We start from the raw sequence: 18,874 nt of genomic DNA, 5'->3' as shown, positions 1-18,874 counted from the left end.
ACGTCTTCACGTCCATGCAGTTTGCCGTCTTCAGATCCGAGTCCACGCCTACGCGGGACCACGGCACGGGGTCGAGATCTGCACGTACCGAAAGGAGTCAGGTGGTCACCAACAGTTTTCGACGCCCGACCATGCCTGAGCCGGGAACCGCACAGTTGCGAGCAGTCCGATGACCACTACCGAGAAGGAAACGGGCAACTCGGTCGGCACCCGCGTTCCTCGGGTCGAAGACGCTCGGTTACTCACCGGCTCAGGAACTTTCGTTGACGACATCGTTAGACCCGGCATGCTACATGCCTGTTTCGTGCGCAGCCCCTACGCTCGCGCACGAATTCTCGATATCGACACATCGGAAGCGCTCGCGGTCGATGGCGTCACCGCGATCTATCTCGCTGCAGACCTGAATTCCGGCGTCCACGAGTTCAGGTACACAGCAGAGCGTGTCGCCGATCGCCTGGTCCGTGTACCACTCGCGGAGGACGAGGTCCGGTTCGTCGGAGATCCGGTCGCACTCATCATCGCCACCGATCGCTATGTGGCGGAGGATGCGGCCGAGCGGGTCCTCATCGAGTACGAGCCGCTGACTCCGGTGGTCGATTACGAAACGGCCTATGAGAACACTGAACTCGTGCACTCGTATGCGCCATGCAATCTGGCGGGTGAACTCTCCGGTAGACCATTGTCGGAGTTGAAGCCCATCTTCGATAGTGCCGCGCATGTCGTCGATCAGACAGTGCACCAGCAGGCCCACATGCCCATGCCGATGGAAACCCGAGGAGTGGTCGCGGAATGGTCGGCAGCAGCGGGCGACATGACAGTCTGGACGTCCACCCAATCGCCACACGAGGTGCGGATGGTGTGCGCACGAGTCCTCGGAATCGATGAGCATCGAGTGCGGGTGATCGTGAAGGACACAGGAGGTGGATTCGGGCAGAAGGTAGTGCCGCAACGCGAGGAGATCTGCGTCATGCTGGCCGCCAGGAAGGCCGGGGCCACACTCAAGTGGATCGAAGATCGGCAAGAGCATCTGATGTCTGCGGGAATGGCCCGCGAGGAACATGGGACTGGGCGCTTCGCGTTCGACGCCGACGGAATGCTCCTTGCCGCCGACCTCGAGTATGTACAGAACGTGGGCGCCTACCCGGTCACACCTCCGATGACCGCAGGCGGGGTTGTCGGAATGCTGTTCCCGGGGCCGTACCGGGTTCCTGCCGCCACCTTCAGAACGAAGTTGGTGTACTCCAACACAGTTGGACGAGGAGCCTATCGCGGACCCTGGCAATTCGAATCGATGGCCCGAGAAGTGGCACTCGACACCGCGGCACGGCGCCTCGGCATCGATCCGATCGAACTGCGCAGGAGAAATCTGCTGCGAGTCGACGAACTGCCGGTATCGAACCCCAACGGTATGCCCTACTCGGACGTCACACCGCGGGAGACATTCGAGCAGGCACTCGAGATCCTCGACTACCCCGCGTTTCGCCGCGAACAGCACCTCGCTCGCCTGGACGGTCGATATATCGGTGTGGGTACATGCACGTACCTCGAACCCACTACGGGCGTGACGGCATTCCACGGCACCGAGGGTGCCACCATTCGCATCGAGCCGTCCGGCAAGGTCAACGTCTACGTTGCCGGTGGATCCTGCGGAAACAGCTTGGAGACCACCGTGGTCCAGCTGACCGCCGACGCGCTCGGTGTCGAGATCGGGGACGTCAACACAGTCCAGGGCGACACTGCGATCACACCCTTCGGCGCCGGAACCGGCGGTAGCCGATCCGCGTCGATGACCGCCGGCGCTGTGGCGCAGGCCGCGGCGATCCTTCGGCAACGGATTCTCGCACTCGCCGCGCACACGTTCGAAGTCGACACCGACGATGTCGAGTTCTCGCGCGGTCGGGCCACCGTTCGCGGTGTACCGAACAGGGAGTTGAGCCTCGCCGAGATTGCCGACATCGCATACTTCCAAGCCCAGACACTCCCGCCGGGCCTTACCTTCGGCCTGGAGGTCAGCGAACGATACCGGGCAGAGAGTCCGCTGATCTGGGCCAACGCGACCCACGTGTGCACATGCGAGGTCGACATCGAAACCGGTGAGGTAACACTGTTGCGCTACATAGTAAGTGATGATTGTGGCCCCATGATCAATCCGAACGTGGTCGAAGGACAGATCTACGGCGGTACGGTCCAGGGCATAGGTGGTGCCCTCTACGAGCATCTTGCCTACGACGACGCCGGAAACCCGATCACCACAACTTTCATGGACTATCTACTCCCCACTGCCAATGAGGCCCCGGTGATCGAATTGGGCCATATCGAAACCCCCGGTCCGGGCCCCGGCGGCTACAAGGGTGTAGGCGAAGGTGGAGCGATCGGCTCGGCACCTGCGGTGGTCAATGCTGTCGTCGATGCGTTGGCGCCGTTCGGCGTCGAGGTCGATCACCTGCCGTTGAGCCCTGCCACGATCATCGGCATGCTCGATTCCGCCCGCGCCGAGGCGGTGACCACATGAAACCTTCGGCGTTCGAATACCATCGGCCCGCCACACCAGAGGAGGCTGCCGAACTCCTGGCAGAGTTCGGAGACGACGCCAAGCTCATCGCCGGTGGTCAGAGCTTGATGCCGATGCTCAACCTTCGATTGGCCGCGTTCGAGCACTTGATCGATATCAGACAACTCACTGGTCTTTCCGGAATAACGCATGATTCGGACTCCGTCGCGATCGGTGCCACCACGAACCAGGCAACAGTCGGCAGGTCTACCACCGTCCTCGAGTCAGTACCGTTACTCTCCCGAGCCACCCCGTTGATCGGACACTTCCCGATCCGCAATCGCGGCACGCTCGGTGGTTCCGTTGCTCACGCTGACGCCGCTGCGGAATACCCTGCGGTGGTGTTGAGCCTCGATGCCGAACTCGAGGCACTGTCCTCCACCGGCCGACGAACCATACCGGCTTCCGAGTTCTTCACTGGGATGTGGACCACGGCCTTACGCGACGACGAAATTCTCACAAAGGTCACCTTCCCTGTCCGGGAAGGCCGAAGCGGGTTCGCAATCAATGAATTCTCGCGCCGCAAAGGCGACTTCGCCATGGCAGGAGCCTGCGTAGCGGTGAAGATCGACGACAATTCACGAGTCGAACGCTGCAGCATAGGACTCTTCGGCCTGGGGTCGATACCGATGCGGGCAACCTCGACGGAGCGCTCCCTCGTCGGTTGCTCGATCGACGAACTGCAGGTGCGCGACGTCGGCCACGTCGCGGTGTCCGACCTGGAGTCGGTTCCGGCCGACCTGCACGGTTCCGCTGCGTACCGCACACGCGTCGGCGCAACGATGGTGTCGCGCGCCCTGAAGAGCGCTCTTGAGGAGGCAATCGATGACTGATGTCGAGATTACGATCGAGGTCAACGGCACAGTGAGGCGCTCGTCCGTCCCGCCGCGGCTGACGCTGGCCGACTTCTTACGGGTCAACTGTGGATTGACCGGGACCCACCTGGGTTGCGAACACGGAGTCTGTGGCGCGTGCACGGTCTTGATGGACGGTGAGGCCGTACGGGCATGTCTTGTCTTCGCAGTTCAGGCCGACGGCACCTGCATCACCACTGTCGAGGGCATCGCCTCGCCCGACGGCACGCTCGCACCCATCCAGGAAGCCTTCCGCGAACACCACGCTCTCCAATGTGGCTTCTGCACACCAGGTTTCATTGTCACCGCTACAGCACTGTTACGGGACAATCCCGATCCGACGGACGAAGAGATCCGTGACGGGATTTCCGGAAGCATCTGCCGCTGCACCGGCTATCAAGGGATTGTGGCCGCCATTCGTGCCGCGTCGACCACCGCCTGAACTGTTGATTCGACCAATACAAGGATCTGAATGAAACTGGAGAATACCTTCTGCATTGCCGTCCCCATCGACGAGTCTTGGCGTGTATTGCTCGATATCGAACGAGTCGCTCCCTGCGTTCCGGGAGCTACCATCACGTCCCACGACGGTGACAAGTACTCCGGCAACATCAAGGTCAAAGTGGGCCCGATCGCGTTGAAGTACGCCGGCATCATCGAAATGCGCTCCACGGATGAAGCCGCGAAAGTTGTGGTCTTCGAAGGTAGCGGTCGAGAGGCTCGCGGAAACGGTACGGCAAGCGCGGTCATCACATGTCGCATGTCCGAGTCGGGCGGCAGTACCGATGTCTTTGTCGAAACCGAACTCGACATCACCGGCAAGCCCGCGCAATTCGGACGCGGAGCACTCGCCGAAGTCTCCAACAAGCTCATCGGGCAGTTCGCCACCAACCTCGCAGAACAGATCCTTGTGTCTGCAGGAACTTCGAACATCGATGCCTCGGAGAGCGCAGGCCCGAGCCCATCGGACGGCACCGAGCCGGCAGACGTGAAAACAAGCAATGACGCCTCTACCCCCATCGCAGGCCGCACTGCTACTGCACCGCCGATAGACCTCCTCAATATCGGCGGCCGACGTGGCCGTATCACCCGAGTGCTCATCCCCGCAGCGGCGGTGGTATTCGTGGTCCCCCTGTTGGTCCGGTGGCGTCACCGCACTTCTGCCTGAATCTCGGATTCTCGCGTTGACCGGCCTGATGCACCATCCGACCGGAACGAGCGACTCAGCGGAGCCGCTCATGAATAGAAATGAGGCACAACATGTCAGGAAAACTCGAAGGAAAAGTAGCCTTCATCACCGGTGCAGGCCGCGGTCAAGGACGAAGCCACGCCGTCCGTATGGCCAAAGAAGGCGCCGACATCATCGCAGTAGATGTCTGTAAACAACTCGACGGCGTCAAGATCGCGATGTCGACACCCGACGACCTCGCCGAAACAGCCGACCAGGTCGAAGCGTTGGGACGGCGCATTCACGCTGTCGAAGCGGACGTGCGCGACGAAGACGTCATGACAGAAGTTGTGCGGGAGGGCGTCGCCAAGTTCGGTCGCCTCGATATCGTCGTGGCCAATGCCGGGTTGGCCAGCGAAGGCGCGACCCTCGACGAAATGACCCAGAAGGCATGGCGCGACATGATCGACGTCAACCTGACCGGCGTATGGACCACCACGAAGGTGGCCACTCCCCATATCGTGGCCGGCGGCCGAGGGGGATCGATCATCTTGACCAGTTCCGTCGGCGGCTTGCGCGGCGCGCGGCATATCGGTCACTACATCGCGGCGAAGCACGGCGTCATCGGCCTGATGCGCACACTGGCGTTGGAACTGGGCGACAAGCGCATTCGTGTGAACACGTTGTGCCCCACCAATGTGGGCACCCCGATGCTCCTCAATGACGAAACCTACCGACTTTTTCTGCCTGACCTGCCGAACCCGACGAAGGAGGACTTCGCCGAGGTCGCTCAGACGGGCCAGATTCTGCCGACACCGTGGGTCGAGCCGGAGGACATCAGCGCGGCGGCATTGTTTCTCGCGTCCGACGATGCTCGCTTCATCACCGGCGTTGCCCTGCCGATCGATGCTGGATCGTTGCTCAGATAGAAGCCGTCACAGCAGGAGTCCCCGGACACGACGGCCGAAACCTATCTCATGTCGTGTTGTGGTTCTCCGGCGGCACAGGGTAATTCGATCTGCGCTCGGTCCGTAGCGACCGAGAACGTTCCGCCGTCCCCGTCACCCACACGACTCGTTTGTGCGTCAAAATCCGAGAGGTCGATCATGCGTCGAATCACACCGTATCCGAAGCTCGTGTCAGCGCTGTGTAGCAGCGCACTGGTCCTGTTCGTAGCAGCCTGCGGAGGTAACACCGCAAGCAGCCAGCCCGGAGGCGAAGAGGGCGGTCCTGTGGCCGGTGGTTCGGCAACGATTCTGCAGGCGGCCGAGCCTCCGTCCCTGGACCCAGCATCGATGTCCAATGTCTATGCCTTCCACGCAGCATTGGGCAATGCACTGTACGGGACGTTGATGATCAACGACACTGAGACGTTCGAGATCGAATACAAGATGGCCACTGACTTCTCGTCCACCGACGGTGGGTCCACGTACAACCTTACGCTCCGGCCCGACCTGATGTTCACCGACGGCACGCCACTCAATGCGGAAGCCGTCAAATACAATTGGGACCGCCTGCGCGATCCCAGCCTCGGCTCGACCTCGACCAGACAAGCAGTCCAGGTCGCAAATACAGAGGTCGTCGATGCCACGAATCTGAAGGTCACAATGACGGCACCGAACCCGCATTTCGCGGAATCGCTCGTTGCTGGCGCGCTGAACTGGATCGCGTCACCGACCGCGTTGGAAAAGGGGCGGCAAGCCTTCGATGAGAATCCGGTTGGTGCCGGGCCGTTCACATTGGTCGACTGGACCCGCCAAGATGCCGTCGAGCTGGTGAAGAATCCGGATTACTGGGACGCGCCCAAGCCATATCTCGACAGCCTCACGATCAAGGGCGTCCACGACACCAACCAGCGAATGAACGCGATGATCACCGGCGCCGCCGATCTGACGCTGGAGTCGACCGTAGCCAACATCCGTCAGGCGGAAGCCGCGGGCCTCCAGACGGAGGTCGTGCCCACCGGAGGCGGCCAGAACATCGGAATGAACTACCGCCACGCCCCCTTCGACGATGTACGAGCCCGACGGGCTGTCAGCTTGGCGCTTGACCTCGATGCGCTGAACACAATGGTCTACAACGGTGAAGGCGAGGTCCCTGAGACCTTCTTCCCTGAAGAATCGCCCTTCTTCAGTGACATCGCTATCCAGGAGTCGGACCCCGAAGAAGCCCAGCGACTGTTCGACGAGTTGGCGGGAGAAGGCAAGCCGGTTCGTTTCACCTTCACCTCCTTCCCTACATCGGATGCCAAGACCCTCGCTGAAGGGGTACAGGCACAGCTGAGTGCGTACGACAATGTCGAGATGGAAGTTGCGATGCTCGATGCGGCAACTGCGACCACGCGGCTCGTTACCGGCGACTTCGACATGATCATCACGGCCGCGATTGTCCAGGATCCCGATTTCGCGTTGTGGACGGCACTGCACTCGCAGTCACCCGGCAACTTCAACGGCACCAACGATCCTGAGCTCGATGCAGCGCTCGACGCCGGCCGCGTGAGCGAGTCCTTCGAGGAGCGGAAGGAAGCCTACGACATCGTGCAGGAACGCTTGGTCGAGTCCGTCCCGGGAATCTGGTACGTCCGTGCAGTTCCTTCGGTCATGTATGGCGCCGACGTGCATGGCGTCGAGTTGTATACGCTCGCCTCGCCTTTGCCCGAAGAGCTGTGGATCGGCTGACAACCAGCAGAGGCGGAATTCACCGACACTCATCGACAGGCGTGACGCGGGTCCCGCGGTGTGTAGCCCTTGGCAGGGAACACCCGCGAGATTCGTGCCCCGAGGATCGATCATCGTCGCGACGACCACGTCGATGCGGGTGCCTCGCGCCGCGTTCCACGCCGATCGCAGCCTCGGACTCGACGCCGGTGTTGCCGTCGACTCACCCTGAATACGAATCGGCGGTATCGATGAGTGTTCTGCCAGCCTCAAACGCGCCGAGCACGGCGAAGGATGCGTCACGGTCGGGATGGTCCAGCCGAAAGAGTGAATCGCCCCGTGCATGATCACACTCCCACGTTTGATTTTATTATCTCACCCGCTATCCTGGCGCGCGCCGGGAGGCGGAGCGTGGACTGCTCTTCCTCGTCCTTCGATGAGCAGGACAGGCCCAAACGTTACGCCAGCCAGCCGGAAGCCTGCCAGGGCTCGAGCACATGGCGGCCTGGTCAGCCCTGCGCCGAGGATTCGCCTTCGACATCTGCATGGTGTCCGCGACATTCGACGACGACGCGAGCACCTGTCTCGTCGTCATGGGCTAGGGCAAGGGGTAGCCGTGATTCTTCCTGTTGACCACCAATGCCTTGAGCAGCCGGCGGACGCATCATCACCGGCGGGCAAGACGGGGAACACATCGAGACAGCGTTCGGGAGCGTGCCGGATCGCGTCGGCGAGAGCTCCGTCGGCGAAGCCCTGAACATCGGCGACAGGCCGCACCGGGTGTGGGCTTCACGGGCGAGTGGGAGTCGGACACTGCCATCGCGCATGTCGCGAAAGAGATAGCGTCGACGAGCGGGTGCGCGGAGGGAATGGGACGCGGCGGCAAAGGCACGCAAGGCAGCGACGGTCGCATACTCAACGCGGGCGAGTGGCGGATGAGAGCGGCCTCACAATGAGAACTCGGAATTGCTTCTCGACCGCAGGTTTCGAACGAAGCCGGAGTCTTCTCAGCTTCGGATCGGCACTGATTGGTAACCGGCAGAGTCCTGTTCAGGGCGTTGCGATGATGTGTGCAGGAACGTTGTCGCATTGGCATGGCGCTTGCGCCGGAATGGGGCGAGTTTCAACAGATAGTAGAACTCGCCCCATCGAGCTACCACGCACTTCATACTGGAAATGCCCCATAGTTCGGGATTTTAAGTGGCACCGGTTCCATCTCGTGGAGGTCGTATCGTCACGAAATGAGCTCTGGTGAACGGAATCATCGGTCGACGTGCTGTTCGGTCGAACCGGCTATTTCAGCATGCTGCCCGCGTCGACGGTCAGCGGGAGCCCTGTGACGTACCGAGATTCGTCGGAGGCCAGGAACAGAACCGCGTTGCTGATGTCCTCGGGTTCGACCCATCCGATAGGCAGCACGTGCATTGTCTGTGCAGCTGCCCTGAGATCCTCCGGTCCGGGATTCTCCAGGTCGGGACGGAACATCTTCATCGTCGCCTCGTGCATGAACATCGGTGAGTTCACGTTCGTAGGGTGCACGGAATTGACCCGGACGAAGTGCTGCCCCAATTCCACGGCGAACGAACGCATCAGCCCGACCACGCCGTGTTTGGCGGCGATGTAGGGGCCCATGTGCGCGTGCGACTTCAAGCCACCCACCGAACTTGTCAAAATGATCGAGCCGCCCTGCTCACCCGAGAGAATGTGCGGTACTCCGGCTTTGACCGATTTCCACACGCCCGAGAGGTTGATGTCGATCATTTCCTGCCAGTCGGACTCGGCGGTCCGATCCAGAGTTGCACCGCCGTTGCCGATCCCGGCATTCGCCACGATGATGTCGAGCCGGCCCAACTGTTCGACGCCGGCGTCGACTTCAGCCTTCAATGCATCGTAGTCACGTACGTCTACTTCCGCTGTGACGATACGCCGGCCGAGAGCCTTGACGAGGTTCGCCGTCTCCGCGAGGTCGTCGGGCTTCGCCGGCGCAATCGAAGCGTCAGGTCTGATCGGTTTGCAGATATCGATTGCGATGATGTCGGCACCCTCTTGCGCGAGTTTCACCGCGTGGCTGCGTCCCTGGCCCCGCGCAGCTCCCGTGATGAACGCGACTTTTCCTTCTACCCGTCCTGTCATGATTCCACCTCACTTGTCGCACATCCGGCGTCGGCCGTAATGTGACATGACCGTTGCGGTCACTCGTCGCACGAGTGACCGGATAGCTTTGCTGTCGAATTGTGTTCGTAGATTCGGAGGTGCTGCGTCTGTTGGTCGATCAGGTACTGCACGTCCGGCCGGTCATGCGACCGGTGTGAAGTCGACGTGAAGCTCGGTCAGGCCCCTCAGAAGGAAGGAGGGCTCGTAGGTGTATCGACGGTCACCCGCAGGACCGTGGTGTGCCTCACTGATCGAGAAACTCCGTGTCCTGTCCAGAAGTCGATTCATGGTCACGTTTGCCTCCACGCGGGCGAGCGGTGCGCCCGCGCAGGTGTGCAGACCTCGACCGAACGCCACGTGATCGTGGAGGTTCTTGCGTCCCAGCTGGAATTCGTTCGGATCCTCGAACTTACGCGGGTCCCGGTTGGCTGCCCCGAGGCACAACATCACGATCGTCCCGGCTGGGATGTCGACATCGCCGATAGTGGTGGTTTTGCGGGCCAGTCGAAAATCGACCTTGGTCGGGCTGTCCATCCGCAGAGATTCCTCCAAGAACGGCCGGATCAGGCTCCGATCCGCGCGAAGCTTCTCCTCGAACTCGGGGCGATCGCCCAACGTCCGTAGCCCCGCGCTGAGGAGTTTCGTGACCGTCTCCTGGCCGGCAGCGAACAAGAACGTGGCAGGCCGGACCACTTCTTTCACCGTGGGAGTTGATCCGTCGGGATAGGTCGCCGTCGCGAGGCCGGTGAGAATGTCATCGCGGGGCTCGCTTCGGCGGTCGGAGATGTAGCCGCTGAACATGTCGTCGAGGTATTCGAGCGGGTTGGTGGCCACCGGCGTGTGGTCGAGGGACCCGACATTGGGACGAGATTGGCCGGCGAGTCGATTGCGGAACTCTGCGCGATCCTGCTCGGGCACGCCGAGCAGGTCGGTGATCACGAGTGTGGCAAACGGTTTGGCGTACTCGCCGAGAAACTCGCAGTGGCCGTTGTCGATGAATTCGTCGAGTTGGCGATCTGCCAACTTCCACATGTACTGCTCGTTCTCCTGCAGGCGTTTCGGAGTGAGCATCCGGCCCAGCAGTGAGCGAGCGCGTGTGTGGTCGGGAGGATCCATTGTCACCATGTGCTCGAAGATCGGGAACAAGTGCCGATGCGCTTCGATCTGTTCGGAGATGTCGTCGCCTTCGGGCTCGAACGGCAACGGAGGAAACGGCCCTCCGATCGCATTGACGGCAGAGAGATCTTCGGAGTTTCTGAACGCCTCCGTGACCTCCCGATGTCCGGTGACGACGACCACGCCGTAGTGCGGCTCCCGAAACACCGGATTGCGACTTCTGAGGTGGTCGAAGTACTCGGACGGATCCTGCGCGAGTGCTTCGTCACTGAAGTAGTCGAGTGACGTGAGATCGGTCATGGGTTGTGGACCTTTCGAAAGAGGGAGGGCATCTCGTGACCGACGACAGCTTGGCACTACGCGTACTGACCATGGTGTCGATCGGCCGGTGTCGAGGGCAGGGGAACTCGCCGTTCAGGACTGTTGAGTGGCGACGCTGATTGCCTGGCGGGGGCATGCGTCGACGGCGGCACGGACCTTGGGAAGCAGAGCTTCCGAAGGGTTTTCGTCGCAGGTCGCGATGTCGCCGTCATCGGGCAGGTTGAAAATCTCGGGGGCGATCTCGGTGCACAGTGCGTGGGCTTCGCACATGTGCGGATCGACCGACACCGTCAATCGTGATGTCACCATGGGTCTTCTTTCGCTCGTGGAGTCTGCCGGCTCATCGCATGGCAATCCGAATGTTCTTGACCTGAAGGAACTCGTGGAGTCCTTCGAGTCCACCGGTGCGACCGAAGCCGCTCTGCTTGTATCCGCCGTAGGGACCCTGGGGAGAGATGTCGCTGAAATGGTTGACCCACACGGATCCCGCCTCGAGTTTGCGGGACACCCGATGGGTTCGACCGAGGTCGGTCGTGTGCACGAAGGCGTTCAATCCGTACGATGTGTCGTTGGCGATGCGCACCGCGTCAGCCTCCGTGTCGAACCTGATCACGGAGACAACCGGGCCGAACGTCTCCGTACGAGCGAGACGTGAGGAGTTGTCGACCTCTGTGAAAACAGTGGGCTCGATGTAGTACCCGTCCGCAAGTCGATCACCGATTCTGTCGCTGCCGACTCTCTTACCTCCGAGAATGAGCTCACCGGCACGCTCGGACACAGCATTGTCGATCTCGCCGAGAATTCGATCAGCGGCAGAGGCACTGATCACCGGACCGAACGACACTGCGGGATCGAATGGATCGCCGATATTCGCTGCACCGATGGCCCCGACGAACTTGTCGACGAAGGCGTCGTACACCGATGACTGGACCAGAATACGGCTGGCGCACGCGCAACTCTGCCCGGATTGCATGAGGGGGCCCTGGTGCGCCGATATGGCAGCGGCGAGGTCGAGATCCGCATCATCGAAGACGATATCGGCCGACTTTCCGCCGAGTTCTGCGACGACGGGGGTCAGGTTCGTTGCCGCCTCACGGAGGACTTCCCGAGCAGTGGCAGTGCCACCCGTGAAGTGGATCTTCCGGATTCCCGGATGACGTACCAGGGCGGCTCCACCGTCCGGACCCGACGGCACCACGTTGACCAGCCCGGAAGGCAGGCCGACTTCCGAGCACAGCTCACCGAAGCGGAGGGCGGCAAACGGTGCGAACTCGGATGGTTTCAACACCACTGCGTTACCGGCCGCCAACGCTGGCGCGACACACGCTGCGGCGACAACCAGCGACCCGTTCCAGGGAGCGATAACTCCGACGACACCGTACGGCTCGCGCTCGATCAAATTGACGTCGAAGGAACCCGACACTGGCGTGCTTGCACCGTGCGGCTTGTCGACATATCCGGCGAAGTGGCGCAGGAACTCCTCGAGCAGCGGTGCGGTGGCGGCGTAGGAGACCGGGACCGCGTAGTCGTGGGTGTTGAGTTGCGCAAACTGCGATAGATTCGCGTGCACAGCCTCTGCAAGGTCGAACAACAAGTCGCGACGGCGTGCGGGAGTGAAGGACATCCACTCACGATGCGCCTCCCAGCCTGACGTCACTGCCTGATCGATCTCCGTGGCACCGGCCAGGGCTATTGTGGCGTTGATCTGGCCAGTTGCGGGATAGATGTGATCGTGTGTGCCCCCGGAGGACTGCGTGAGCTGGTCACCTCCGATGAGCAGGCCTCGAGGTAGAGATAGACTGGCGGCCCGATCGTCGCCGGTGGTGGGCGTGTCGGTGGTCGTAACCATGATGCTCCTCGACATTCCGTCAGATACTCGTGCTCAGCGAACGCAGAATCCGGCGTCGAGTGCCCACTGGGTTCCCGTGATGAACTTCGCTTCGTCCGACACCAGGAAGGCGACGGCACCGGCGATGTCGTCGGGTTCGAGCATCGGCAATGGCAGTGCGTTCTCCATGCCCGAGATCGAGTTGCTCCCTCCTGCGGCCGCCTGCTCCATCATTGCTTGCATCGCGTCGTTGATCGTCATCCCGCTCGCGACGCCCGTCGGGTGAATGGTGTTGACCCGAATCCACTCCGGAGCGAGATAATTCGCCCAGGATTGCATGAGGCCGACCAGACCTCGCTTGGCTGCAGCGTATGCTGTGCCGCTCGCGAACAGGGATCCTGTGGCCTTGATACCCGCGGTCGAGCTGGTGATCACGATGGAGCCGCCACGTTCTGCTTCTCTCATCGCGGGAAGCGCTGCCCTAACCGTGTGGAACACTCCGGTGAGGTTGGTATCGATGACGTCGTTCCAATCGGCCAGGAAGTCGTCCGATTCCTCGCCGAGTCGGATGATCCCGGCATTGGCGATGATGATGTCGACACGACCGAACTGCTCGTATCCGTCCTGGAAGGCCGACTGGACCTGGTCGAATTTCCTGACATCTGCCTTTCGGCCGACCATGCGGCGGCCTTCCTTCTCGACCAGTCGGACGGTCTCGTCCAGGTCTTCTGAGGTGGCATTCGGGTACGTCAATGATGCAATGTCTTCACAGATGTCGATTCCGATGATGTCGACACCCTCACGCGCGAGCCGTACGGCATGGGCGCGGCCCTGGCCACGCGCAGCGCCGGTGATGAATGCGACGCGGTCTTCAAGTCCTTTGGGCACGAGGCGATTTCCTTAAGGGTCGTAGTTGTACGTTCATTCGGGCTGAGTCGCTGTCGATCGGCCCGATCGTCGCCCCCAATGCTGAATTCACGATCCCTTCTCGGGCCGGTGTGCCTCAGGCAAGCGGCTGGCGTGCACGAAATCCTGATCGATCGATCAAGAAGGGCGACGTCATACAAATAGCATGAGATGTGGATCACGGTCAAGGTACGCTCTATTGTTTGCCCCGAGGGGCTTGGGATAGCCCGGAGATTCTGGGTTCTCCCCGTTTCGGCACCGCAGATGTCGTGAGTCTTCCGGGTGAGACACTCGATGCTGGACCGAGCATTGAATACCCCAAACAATTTGTTCGATAGATCAGTTGGGTGGAACGATCGCAGCGATGATCAACTCGGACCGGATGTAGGCCGCTGTGGGGGCGGCATGTGGCCGAGTCACGAGGTGGTCGAGCAGGTCAATGCAGCGCTCGACCGGATACGTCCTGGTCGACGCCCGCGAGCAGGAGATGACACGGCGGGTGGCGTCCGGTGAGACAGTGGCCTCTACGCGTCCGTCAGCCGGCGGTATCTCGATGTGCCGAGTCCTCGTCGGAAGCTGAATCGACCGGTGAAGTACCCGCTGCTGCAGCAAGCGACTCGAACCGACCGATATGGCGGTCCATGAAACGCTGGGCCTCTTCGTGACCGAGATCCACTCCGATCGCATTCTCGTCGACCATGACACGGGCAAGACCGCTGAGAAACATCGATATCACCACCGGCGGAAACTCGTTCAGATCAACGCCATGAGCCCTCAACGCAACGGTAAGTGCCGATGTTTCGATGTCGCGAACTCGCTCGTTGTATGCCTTGAGTTCGGCACGAATCGCTTTGCGATGGTTCGCGAGGGCCATGAACTCGGTGTTCAGTCCAGTCGTCTCAGCTTCCGAGCTGATACGCCACAACGCCCGGAGCGGATCCGGATCGGCCAATGCCTCCCGCCGACGTTCCAAGAACGCCTCAGTACCTGCGCGCAATACCGCCAAGAAGAGGTCGTCCATCGTGGGAAAGTAGTAGTAGACGAGGGCCTGCTTGACACCTGCCTTCGCGGCCACGCGACGCGATGTCGCTGCGGCGTATCCTTCTTCCAGCATGACCTGAGCGGTCGCCTGCATGAGCCTGTGCCTCGCGTTCGGCACCTTGCTACTGCCTTCTCGCGATGTACTCATCAGGCCCCTCCGCTACCGATACGAGTGGAAGAGCAACTCTCCAGATCGACAAAGCGTCGCTGCGACCACCCCTCACGCTGACCAGTTCACCACTGTAGCTGTCCTACCTATCCATCCGACCCATCGGACCGCCGGCCTATGAACAGATGAAACCCGCTACGCCGAAGTCGCACCCGCGCAGCCTACTCCGTGAACTGGATCTCTTCGGGCAAGAGTGACCCTGGACCGTACATCCGAATTCCCTGTAGGTCGGTCGCGGCGATCACCGACGGCGCACCCCGGACGTACCACAATCCGACATTCAGGCCGACGAGCCGATCCTGCACCACGTCGTACGCCTCACGACGAGCCTCTACGGTGTCGGCATTTCGCCCCGCGTCGAGAGCCCGTGTCAGCTCGGCATCGTCGACACCCATGAAGTTACCCGACGACTCGGGATGGAATGCCGACCACAATGCAGCATCGGGATCCTGGACCAGCGCCGAGGAGATCATCATGTCGAAGTCGTGACTCGTCAGCCGCGACACGCCTTCTGTGTTGTCGACAATCTGGATGCGGACGTCGACGTTGTCGAATTCTGCCAGGCTCGCCTGCAGTACCTCGGCGGCCACCTTGCTCTCGGCCGACGAGTAGCCGACGAAAGTGAACGACACGGGCTTGCCCTCGGCAGCCAACTCGTCGAACAGCCTCTGCGCAGCTTCCTTGTCCGGTTCGGTGAACGGGATATCGCTGTAGAACGGTGACGCGTCTTGGAAGACTGTACCCGGAACCTGATCATCACCAGCGCCTGCGTACACAGCGCTGTTGATGGTGGCAGGGTCGACGGCGAGCGCGACCGCCCGTCGGGCTCGTTCGTCGTCGAAAGGCGCGCGCCGCATATTCATCCCTATGAACTGGCCTCCGCCCATGGGGACGGTCTCCACGTGGAGTCCCGCATCCTCTGCTCGCGCAAAGGTCGACCAGCTCGAGTCGGCGGCGAGATCTGCAGCGCCTGAAATCATGGCGTTGAGGCGTTGGTTGGTATCGGGTGACGTTCGTAGCGTGATGCTGTCGAGGTAGGGCTTCGGTGCGTCCCAGTATTCACTGTTCCTCGTGAGATCGATCCTGTCCTGCCGCGCCCAGTCGACGAGTGTGAACGGGCCTGCCCCCACGGGGTCCGCGTCGAACGCTGCTCGACCTTCCTGTAGCGCCACGGGGGAGGCGATCCAATTCATCGACGACTGGACCAGACTGTGGGCGAAATGCGGATTCGGCGGGTCCAGAGTTGCTCTCAAGGTTGTGTCATCGACGACTTCGGTCGTGCTGATCTGCATGGCTTGCAGGAGGGACGTCGAACCCAGTTCCGGGTCGCGCAGGCGATCCCAGTTGAACTTGACGGCTGCCGCATCGAGGGGAGTGCCGTCGGTGAAGGTGAGGCCGGGACGAAGAGTGAGGTCGAAGGTCCGCCCCTCGTCGCTGGTGGAGAAGTCGGTGGCCATGGAGTAGTCGATCTCCAGCGAGTCGACATCATTGGTCATCAGCGTGCCGTACAGGGCATTGCCGAGCAGTGATTGGAACGCCCAGCTGTTGGACATGTTCGCTGGATCGAGGGTGCGGGGCTCGGTCATCTGTATGGCATTCAGTGTCCCTCCAGTGGTCGGTTCGCCAGCAGAGTCACTCGTATCGGATGTCCCGCCGCAGGCGCTCAGGATGAGCACTGTGGAACATACGGCGGCGAGCATCGTCAGGGCACGTTCGGGTCGTGTCATCGTGGGTCTTTCGAATGTCGGTGATTCGAACAGATGGGAGGTCATTTCTGGGTGAGCGCTGCGGGCCTTTCGGCCCACGCTGTTTCGACCACCTCGTTGAGCGATTCACCTTTCGCGAATCCGTAGTAGGCAGAGAATTGGACGACGATCTCGTCCATTTCGGCTTTGGTGATGTCGCCGGAATGGAGAGCGGACCCGACATGGTTTCTCATGGGAGTGATCGCGTCGTTGTAGGAAACGCAGGCGACCGTGATGATTCGACGCTCGCGGCGGGTCAGGCCGGGTCGCTGCCATACGTGGCCGAAGACGAAGTTGAGGATGCCTGCGTGTCGGAACGGCGTGTTGTGCGGGGGCGCCGGAATTAGGTTGACCTCGGCGAACTCCTGCGCGCCGGCCTCGAAGCGCTCGTCCCATTCGGATGAGCCGAGAGTGTTGTGCGACAGCGTGGGCAGGGGGACGGGTTCCTCACCTCGGTCGCGGTGGATCTGTGCCCATTGCCTCATCACGGCGCCTTCGAGATGTGATGCCTTCGGCCACCCGCTGTACACGGCGAAATGCAGGACGAATTCGAGCATTTCTTCCAGTTCGATGTCGCCGCTCTCGAGAGCTGCGCGCACATATGCCTCGATGGGGCCGGGAGCGTCTGCGCCGGCGACGCAGGCTAGCGCGACCCATCGCCGGTCTTTGCGGCTCAATCCGGGCCGCGACCATATCTCGCCGAAGATGAAGTCGCGTGAAACTTGTTGGAAGGGGGTGCGGATTTCGGTGGGTTCGCGGTGCAGCACGGTACGGAAGGTCTCGTCTGCATGGTTGTTGCTCATGGTCGGACTCCTGTCGTTCGGAGGGCGGTGTTCAGTAGAGGTTCAACGCAAATCGGATGGAGTGTCGTTCATGTGTGCGCTCGGTCATCAGCGAGAACGCGTCGCCGAACCGGTCGAGTGGGGACCGTCCTTTCATCCCCGTCAAGACCACATGGCCGCCGTTGTGTACCAGGTCCATGGCCAGATTGACCGTGTCCGGCTTCCCGACGCGGCGTCGATCACGACATCGACCATCTGTCCGTTCGTGATCTCGCGGACCCTTTCGACGACGTCTTCGTTCTCGACGTCGAGCGCGTGGTCGTCGCCGACGCGCAGCGCATGGTCGAGGCAGAATCGATCTTGCCAACATCACCTTGCCGCGTCGGCGTCACCTACGTGACGGCGCAACTCAACGGCTCGAAGAACGTCAACTCGTCGGCGGGGCGATCTTCGCGCACCGCAACTCGGTCGCCCTCCGCCGCACCCCACTCGGCTGCCGTCTCCGGTCGGATCTTGTCGATACGACCGACGATTTCGTGGCCGGGTACGGATGGGAAGGCGCCGCCCCACGACGTATGGATGTTGCCGCGAAAATGGTCGACATCGCTGTGACACACCCCGTTGCTTCGACCCGCGCCACCGATGGGCGGCTCAGGCTCCGGAAGCTCACGCTCCTCCCACACTCTCGTGACCGGAGAAGACGATGGCCCGGCTCATGGCTGCACCCTTCGGATAATGCACTCGCACGTTCGTTTTCGTACTCGAGTGCCCCTTCGTGACGATCCACGAAGCGCTCACGTCAGCTATAGGACTGAACTGTAAGCCTCAAGACTTAAGTTGTCCAGAGGTGGTTACATTTGATGCATGTCAGAACAGCGGCCACACCCCATCGCTCCGTCACCGAAGCAGCAGCTGGTACTCACCGCTGAACGTCTCTACGCTCTCCACGGGCTCGACGGAGTTCCCCTTCGCCACATCGGTGTTGCCGCCGGCATGGCGAACAAGTCCGCTGTGCAGTACCACTTCGGTACCAAAGAGAATCTGATCCAGGCGATTTTGGTCAACCGGATCGACGGTCTGACGCGCCGTCGTGAGCTGCTCGAAGCCCGCCTCTCGGGTGGCGATGTTCGGCAGATCGTCGAAGCGCACCAGCTGCCGTTGATCGAGCTGGCGGAGGACCAGGACTGCTACTACCTGCCTTTTCTGGAGCAGCAGTTCCTGGAAAACCATCCCCTGGATGACCTCACCGCGGGCCACCGCGAGTCCAAACGCAACTACTACGCCCGACTCGGTCCGCTCCTCGACCACATCCCACAACCGATTCGTGACATGCGGATGCGTCAGGCATCGGCAGTGTGCGTGCACATATCAGCTGACCGGCATCGCGCACGCATGCAAGGGATGGCCGTGGCCCCGTATACGCTCCACGTGAGTCAACTCCTGGATCTCCTCGTCGGCATCTTGACCACGCCGCCTTCAGCGGCGACACTCGCGGCGCTCGAAGGCTCATCCCAGGAAGTCCCTGTGTTCAGGGAGTTCCCCTGAGCCACCAGGCCACATCGAGTGCCGGAACCGCATGACC

The 18,874-nt window shown here is 61.5% G+C and carries 16 protein-coding genes; 7 read left to right on the top strand and 9 right to left on the bottom strand.

Annotation, left to right across the window (positions count from 1 at the left end; genetic code table 11):
- Positions 1-169 precede the first annotated feature (169 nt).
- From ACZ46K_RS01050 to ACZ46K_RS01025, 6 genes are all read left to right on the top strand, one after another.
- A complete protein-coding gene (locus tag ACZ46K_RS01050; RefSeq protein ID WP_054809554.1) occupies positions 170-2,512 on the top strand; it encodes a xanthine dehydrogenase family protein molybdopterin-binding subunit in 2,343 nt (780 codons plus the stop codon).
- Positions 2,509-3,384 carry an FAD binding domain-containing protein gene (locus ACZ46K_RS01045; protein WP_464743356.1) on the top strand — a complete coding sequence of 292 codons (876 nt, stop codon included), beginning with the start codon at positions 2,509-2,511 and terminating at the stop codon, positions 3,382-3,384. Before ACZ46K_RS01050 ends, ACZ46K_RS01045 begins: the two co-directional genes overlap by 4 nt.
- Positions 3,377-3,847 (top strand): (2Fe-2S)-binding protein, encoded by a 471-nt coding sequence (locus tag ACZ46K_RS01040; protein ID WP_054804999.1) that lies wholly within the window; start codon positions 3,377-3,379, stop codon positions 3,845-3,847. The genes ACZ46K_RS01045 and ACZ46K_RS01040 overlap by 8 nt, the downstream gene beginning before the upstream one ends.
- Before the next feature lie 30 nt (positions 3,848-3,877).
- Positions 3,878-4,573 (top strand): SRPBCC family protein, encoded by a 696-nt coding sequence (locus tag ACZ46K_RS01035; protein ID WP_054804998.1) that lies wholly within the window; start codon positions 3,878-3,880, stop codon positions 4,571-4,573.
- A 92-nt stretch (positions 4,574-4,665) separates the two neighbouring features.
- Positions 4,666-5,502: a mycofactocin-coupled SDR family oxidoreductase gene (locus ACZ46K_RS01030; RefSeq protein ID WP_464743354.1), complete on the top strand. Its 837-nt coding sequence runs from the start codon at positions 4,666-4,668 to the stop codon at positions 5,500-5,502.
- Positions 5,503-5,679: 177 nt separating this feature from the next.
- Positions 5,680-7,251 carry an ABC transporter substrate-binding protein gene (locus ACZ46K_RS01025; protein ID WP_464743352.1) on the top strand — a complete coding sequence of 524 codons (1,572 nt, stop codon included), beginning with the start codon at positions 5,680-5,682 and terminating at the stop codon, positions 7,249-7,251.
- A 1,272-nt stretch (positions 7,252-8,523) separates the two neighbouring features.
- On the opposite strand, the gene ACZ46K_RS01020 is transcribed toward ACZ46K_RS01025, so the two are convergent.
- From ACZ46K_RS01020 to ACZ46K_RS00980, 9 genes are all read right to left on the bottom strand, one after another.
- Positions 8,524-9,363 (bottom strand): mycofactocin-coupled SDR family oxidoreductase, encoded by an 840-nt coding sequence (locus ACZ46K_RS01020; protein ID WP_464743350.1) that lies wholly within the window; start codon positions 9,361-9,363, stop codon positions 8,524-8,526.
- 162 nt (positions 9,364-9,525) lie between these two features.
- Complete coding sequence (locus ACZ46K_RS01015) at positions 9,526-10,800, bottom strand: cytochrome P450 (protein WP_464743348.1); 1,275 nt, start codon at positions 10,798-10,800, stop codon at positions 9,526-9,528.
- 114 nt (positions 10,801-10,914) lie between these two features.
- A complete protein-coding gene (locus ACZ46K_RS01010; protein ID WP_054809562.1) occupies positions 10,915-11,115 on the bottom strand; it encodes a 4Fe-4S domain-containing protein in 201 nt (66 codons plus the stop codon).
- Positions 11,116-11,161: 46 nt separating this feature from the next.
- Complete coding sequence (locus ACZ46K_RS01005; RefSeq protein ID WP_464743346.1) at positions 11,162-12,670, bottom strand: aldehyde dehydrogenase family protein; 1,509 nt, start codon at positions 12,668-12,670, stop codon at positions 11,162-11,164.
- A 33-nt stretch (positions 12,671-12,703) separates the two neighbouring features.
- Positions 12,704-13,537: a mycofactocin-coupled SDR family oxidoreductase gene (locus ACZ46K_RS01000; RefSeq protein WP_054804996.1), complete on the bottom strand. Its 834-nt coding sequence runs from the start codon at positions 13,535-13,537 to the stop codon at positions 12,704-12,706.
- A gap of 553 nt (positions 13,538-14,090) precedes the next feature.
- Positions 14,091-14,744 carry a TetR/AcrR family transcriptional regulator gene (locus ACZ46K_RS00995; RefSeq protein ID WP_464743344.1) on the bottom strand — a complete coding sequence of 218 codons (654 nt, stop codon included), beginning with the start codon at positions 14,742-14,744 and terminating at the stop codon, positions 14,091-14,093.
- Positions 14,745-14,926: 182 nt separating this feature from the next.
- Positions 14,927-16,351: an ABC transporter substrate-binding protein gene (locus ACZ46K_RS00990; protein WP_464743342.1), complete on the bottom strand. Its 1,425-nt coding sequence runs from the start codon at positions 16,349-16,351 to the stop codon at positions 14,927-14,929.
- Positions 16,352-16,533: 182 nt separating this feature from the next.
- Positions 16,534-17,313 (bottom strand): carboxymuconolactone decarboxylase family protein, encoded by a 780-nt coding sequence (locus tag ACZ46K_RS00985; RefSeq protein ID WP_054804995.1) that lies wholly within the window; start codon positions 17,311-17,313, stop codon positions 16,534-16,536.
- Between the two features lie 371 nt (positions 17,314-17,684).
- Positions 17,685-17,975 carry an alcohol dehydrogenase catalytic domain-containing protein gene (locus tag ACZ46K_RS00980; protein ID WP_464743340.1) on the bottom strand — a complete coding sequence of 97 codons (291 nt, stop codon included), beginning with the start codon at positions 17,973-17,975 and terminating at the stop codon, positions 17,685-17,687.
- Positions 17,976-18,156: 181 nt separating this feature from the next.
- Here ACZ46K_RS00980 and ACZ46K_RS00975 point away from each other — a divergent pair, with 181 nt between their 5' ends.
- The gene (locus ACZ46K_RS00975; RefSeq protein WP_054804992.1) at positions 18,157-18,837 is read left to right on the top strand and encodes a TetR/AcrR family transcriptional regulator; all 681 of its coding nucleotides are present in this window, start codon (positions 18,157-18,159) and stop codon (positions 18,835-18,837) included.
- Positions 18,838-18,874 lie beyond the last annotated feature (37 nt).

Source organism: Rhodococcus sp. JCM 9793 (assembly GCF_055380405.1).
The sequence above is the reverse complement of the archived record's forward strand: the minus strand, read 5'-3'. Positions and strand labels throughout refer to the sequence as shown.